The following is a 3638-nucleotide window of genomic DNA, read 5'->3' as shown; positions in this document are numbered from 1 at the left end:
CGGCGGCGTTGCGGTTTCGTCCGGATACAACACCGGTATCCGGACGAAACCGCGCCTTGCCGGATCGCCGCCCGGACTCCGCCTCGGCTCGACCGCCCTTATGAAACAGGCCTTAGTCGCACGGCAACTCTGCCAGCACTGTCGTCGGCCCGCCGGCCGGGCTGGTGACGCGCAGTCGGCCGTCCAACGCGGCGACCCGCCGCGCCAGCCCGGACAACCCGCGCCCGGTCGGTTCCGCCCCGCCGACGCCGTCGTCGTGCACGCGCATCCGGATCCACCCGTTTCGTACGTCGATATCGACAGTGACCAGGCTAGCGGCGGCGTGTTTCGCAGCGTTGGTGAGCGCCTCGCAGGCCACGAAGTACAGCACAGTCTCCAGTTGCCGTTCGGGGCGGGTGGGCAGTTCGCAGCGAATCCGCACCGGCACCTCGGATCCGCGGGCGACGATGGCCAGGACCTCGCCCAGGTCGTTGCTGTCCAGGGCCGACGGGTAGACCCGCCACGCCACCTGCCGCAACTCCTCGATGGCCAGTTGTACGTCCTCGTGGGCCTTGGTGAGCAGCGCGTGCGCGCGGTCGGCGTCGCGGGAGCGCCGGACCCGGCCGAGCAGCATGCCGAGGGCGACCAGCCGCTGTTGGAGGCCGTCGTGCAGGTCGCGTTCGATGCGTTGCCGTTCGGCGTCGACCGCGGCGATGACTCCGGCCCGGCTGGTGGTCAGCTCGTGGACGCGTCTCGTCAGCTCCGCCCGGCTGCCCGGGCCGAGCAGTCGTCGCGCCAGCCCGATGTCCAGGGCGGCGATGCTGGCGACGGCCTGGACGTTGAGCAGGAGCAGCACCGCCCCGACGGCGATCTGGGACAGGGCACCGAGGAGGGTCAGCTCTCCGCGCACCGCCGCGCGCAGCACGATCCCGGCCAGCACCACGCCGAAGCCGAGCACGGCGTAGGCCAGCAGGCCGAGTACGCCGGGGAGCAGTCGGACGGCCAGGTAGCCGAGCTGCCGCCGGGTCGCCACCGCGTCCGGGGCGGGCAGATCCTCCGCGCCGAGCAACCCGGTGAGGCGGCGGTGCTCCCACCGCATGGGCTGCCCCGCGTACCTGCTGGTCAGGCCAGCAGCAGCTCGACGGCCGGCCGCCGGCGCGAACGTGCACACGCTGAACGCGGCGGCCGCGACGGCGAGAAAGACGAACCCGACGGTGGCCGTCGCGCTTCCGACGGCCACGCCGAGGGGCAACCGAAGCCGATCCCACCGTCTGCCGGTTCGGCGTTCCGACACCACCATCACCTCACCCGCCCTCCACACCGGGTCTACTCATCCTGGGTCTGCGCCCTCCGACAGGCGACACCGGTGCGCTACGGGGGTGCAGAGCAAACACCGGTGCGCTACGGGGTGCAGAGCAAAGGAAGAAAGGAAGCAGAGCACAGGGAACCAGAGAGTGGTGCTAGCGCTCCTCGGAGGCCCACGAACCGCTGCGGTAGAGGGTGCCGCGACCGCCCGGGTCGGGCATGCCGTCCAGCGGGCTCTGCTCAGGCTCGGGCGGCTCGGGGTTCCGGGCGGCACGGCGGGCCTTCAGCACGCGGGACCCGACGAACCAGACGGCCGCCGCCGCGCAGACGACGATCACCACCTTCTGGAGCATGCCGGCGTAGCCCTCGACGAGGTGCCAGTTGTCGCCGAGCAGGTAGCCCGCGAGCACGAATGTGGTGTTCCAGATCAGGCTGCCCAGCGTGGTGTAGAGCAGGAACGTGGCCACCGGCATCCGCTCCACGCCGGCCGGGATGGAGATCAGGCTGCGGAAGATCGGGATCATCCGGCCGAAGAAGACCGCCTTCACCCCGTGCCGCAGGAACCACGCCTCGGTCCGGTCCACGTCGCTGAGCTTGACCAGTGGGAGACGGGCCACGATGGCGCGCATCCGGTCGCGGCCCAGCGCCGCGCCGATCAGGTAGAGCGCGAGCGCACCGACCACCGAGCCCAGCGTGGTCCAGAAGATCGCACCGAACAGGCTCATCCGTCCCTGTGCGGCGACGAACCCGGCCAGCGGCAGAATCACCTCACTGGGGATCGGCGGGAACAGGTTCTCCAACGCCACCGCCAGGCCGGCACCCGGCCCGCCGAGTCGTTCCACCAGGTCGGTGACGTAGCCGACGATCCCATCCTGCGGTGGTTCCGCTGCGGCGGCGGGGGTTCCGGTGGCGAAAACGGCGTGGGACGTTCGAATCATGCGCCCACGTTACGAAGTCATCCTGAGAGTCGACCATGGGGCCGACCGCCCGGCCGCGCGGAACGACCGCACCGCAGGGGGTGCGGAAAGCCGCACCCGGCTGCGGCTCGCGGTGGCGCAGCCGCCGTGCGTACCCCTGGATGTCGCGGCGAACGCCGAGGCGCACGCCGCCGCGGTCCGCGCGGCCTGCGCCCGGGTGGTGGTCTTTCCAGAGCTTTCACTGACGGGGTACGAGTTGCACGCGCCGGTCGTGTCGGTCGACGACCCGCGGTTGGCGCCGCTGGTCGAGGCGTGCGCCGAGGCGGATACGCTGGCCCTGGTGGGTGCGCCGGTCGCGGGCGACCACATCGCGATGCTTGCGGTGACCGGCGGCGGTGCGACGGTGGCGTACCGGAAGATGTGGCTTGGCGACGCGGAGGCCCGCCGGTTCCGGCCCGGCGACACCCCGGTCGTGCTCGATGTGGACGGTTGGCGGGTGGGGTTGGCGATCTGCAGGGACACCGGCGTGGCCGCGCACGCGGCGCGGACGGCCGCGCTCGGGATCGACGTGTACGCGGCGGGCGTCCTGGAATCCGCCCGCGACGCCGCCGTGACGGAGCAGCGGGCACACCGGGTCGCCACCGCGCACGGGGCCTGGGTGGCGGTGGCGAGCTTCGCCGGGTCGACCGGGGGTGGCTACACCGAGGCGGCGGGGCGCTCGGGCATCTGGACGCCAAACGGCGAGGTGTACGCCCGGGCGGGCACCGCCGAGGGTGAGTCGATCAGCGTCGCCATCGGCTGAGTGTGCTGTTTGCGCGGTGGCAATGACCTTGAAATGCTTCGGGAATGACCTCCTTTCCCCCGACCTTCGCCGATGATGTCGTCGGCCAGTCAGCCCAGACGCAGTTCGAGGCGTTCATCGACGAGCACCGCCGGGCGCTCAACGGCTACCTGGACGGGCTGACCGAGGAGCAGGCGCGCCGCTCGTTGGTGCCGTCCCGGACCACGCTGCTGGGTCTGGTGAAGCACGCCGCGTTCGTGGAGAAGGTGTGGTTCGACGAGGCCGTCACGTGTCGGCCCCGCTCGGAGATCGGCATCCCCGCCACGCCGGACGAGTCGTTCGTCCTCGACGAGGGCGACACCATCGCTGTCATCCAGCGCACCCACGCCGAAGCGTGCGAAGCCTCCCGCCGCGCGACGGCGTCGCTCGGCCTCGACGACCTGCTGCGCGGCAACCGGCGCGGTCCGCTGCCGCTGCGCTGGGTCTACCTGCACGTGCTGCGCGAGCTGGCGCAGCACTGCGGGCACGCGGAGATCCTGCGCGAGCAGATCCTGGCCGCCGACTAGGGCCTGTGTCGAAGTCGGTTACAGCCACTCGTTGATCGCGGCGATGTGAACGGTGGCTTCGTAGCGGACGGCGAGTTTGTCGAACCGGGT

General features: G+C 71.4%; 4 protein-coding genes. 2 read left to right on the top strand and 2 right to left on the bottom strand.

The window, feature by feature from the left end; all coding sequences use genetic code 11:
- Positions 1-112 precede the first annotated feature (112 nt).
- Both AB0C15_RS32540 and AB0C15_RS32535 read right to left on the bottom strand, forming a co-directional pair.
- Complete coding sequence (locus tag AB0C15_RS32540) at positions 113-1219, bottom strand: histidine kinase (RefSeq protein WP_357358591.1); 1107 nt, start codon at positions 1217-1219, stop codon at positions 113-115.
- A gap of 220 nt (positions 1220-1439) precedes the next feature.
- Positions 1440-2222 carry a DedA family protein gene (locus tag AB0C15_RS32535; RefSeq protein ID WP_357358588.1) on the bottom strand — a complete coding sequence of 261 codons (783 nt, stop codon included), beginning with the start codon at positions 2220-2222 and terminating at the stop codon, positions 1440-1442.
- On the opposite strand from AB0C15_RS32535, the gene AB0C15_RS32530 reads away from it, so the two are divergent.
- Together AB0C15_RS32530 and AB0C15_RS32525 are read left to right on the top strand one after the other, a co-directional pair.
- Positions 2221-3003 (top strand): carbon-nitrogen hydrolase family protein, encoded by a 783-nt coding sequence (locus AB0C15_RS32530; protein ID WP_357358586.1) that lies wholly within the window; start codon positions 2221-2223, stop codon positions 3001-3003. The genes AB0C15_RS32535 and AB0C15_RS32530 overlap by 2 nt on opposite strands.
- A 44-nt stretch (positions 3004-3047) precedes the next feature.
- Positions 3048-3548 carry a DinB family protein gene (locus AB0C15_RS32525; RefSeq protein ID WP_357358584.1) on the top strand — a complete coding sequence of 167 codons (501 nt, stop codon included), beginning with the start codon at positions 3048-3050 and terminating at the stop codon, positions 3546-3548.
- Positions 3549-3638 lie beyond the last annotated feature (90 nt).

Source organism: Micromonospora sp. NPDC048835 (genome assembly GCF_040649995.1).
Lineage (GTDB): Bacteria > Actinomycetota > Actinomycetes > Mycobacteriales > Micromonosporaceae > Micromonospora.
This window is presented reverse-complemented; position numbering and strand designations above follow the sequence as displayed.

What these genes read in the sequence shown, in the direction of transcription:
- AB0C15_RS32530 (WP_357358586.1), top strand. Translation starts at nt 2,221, where the DNA reads ATGCGCCCACGTTACGAAGTCATCCTGAGAGTCGACCATGGGGCCGAC.
- AB0C15_RS32535 (WP_357358588.1), bottom strand. Translation starts at nt 2,222, where the DNA reads ATGATTCGAACGTCCCACGCCGTTTTCGCCACCGGAACCCCCGCCGCC.
- AB0C15_RS32525 (WP_357358584.1), top strand. Translation starts at nt 3,048, where the DNA reads ATGACCTCCTTTCCCCCGACCTTCGCCGATGATGTCGTCGGCCAGTCA.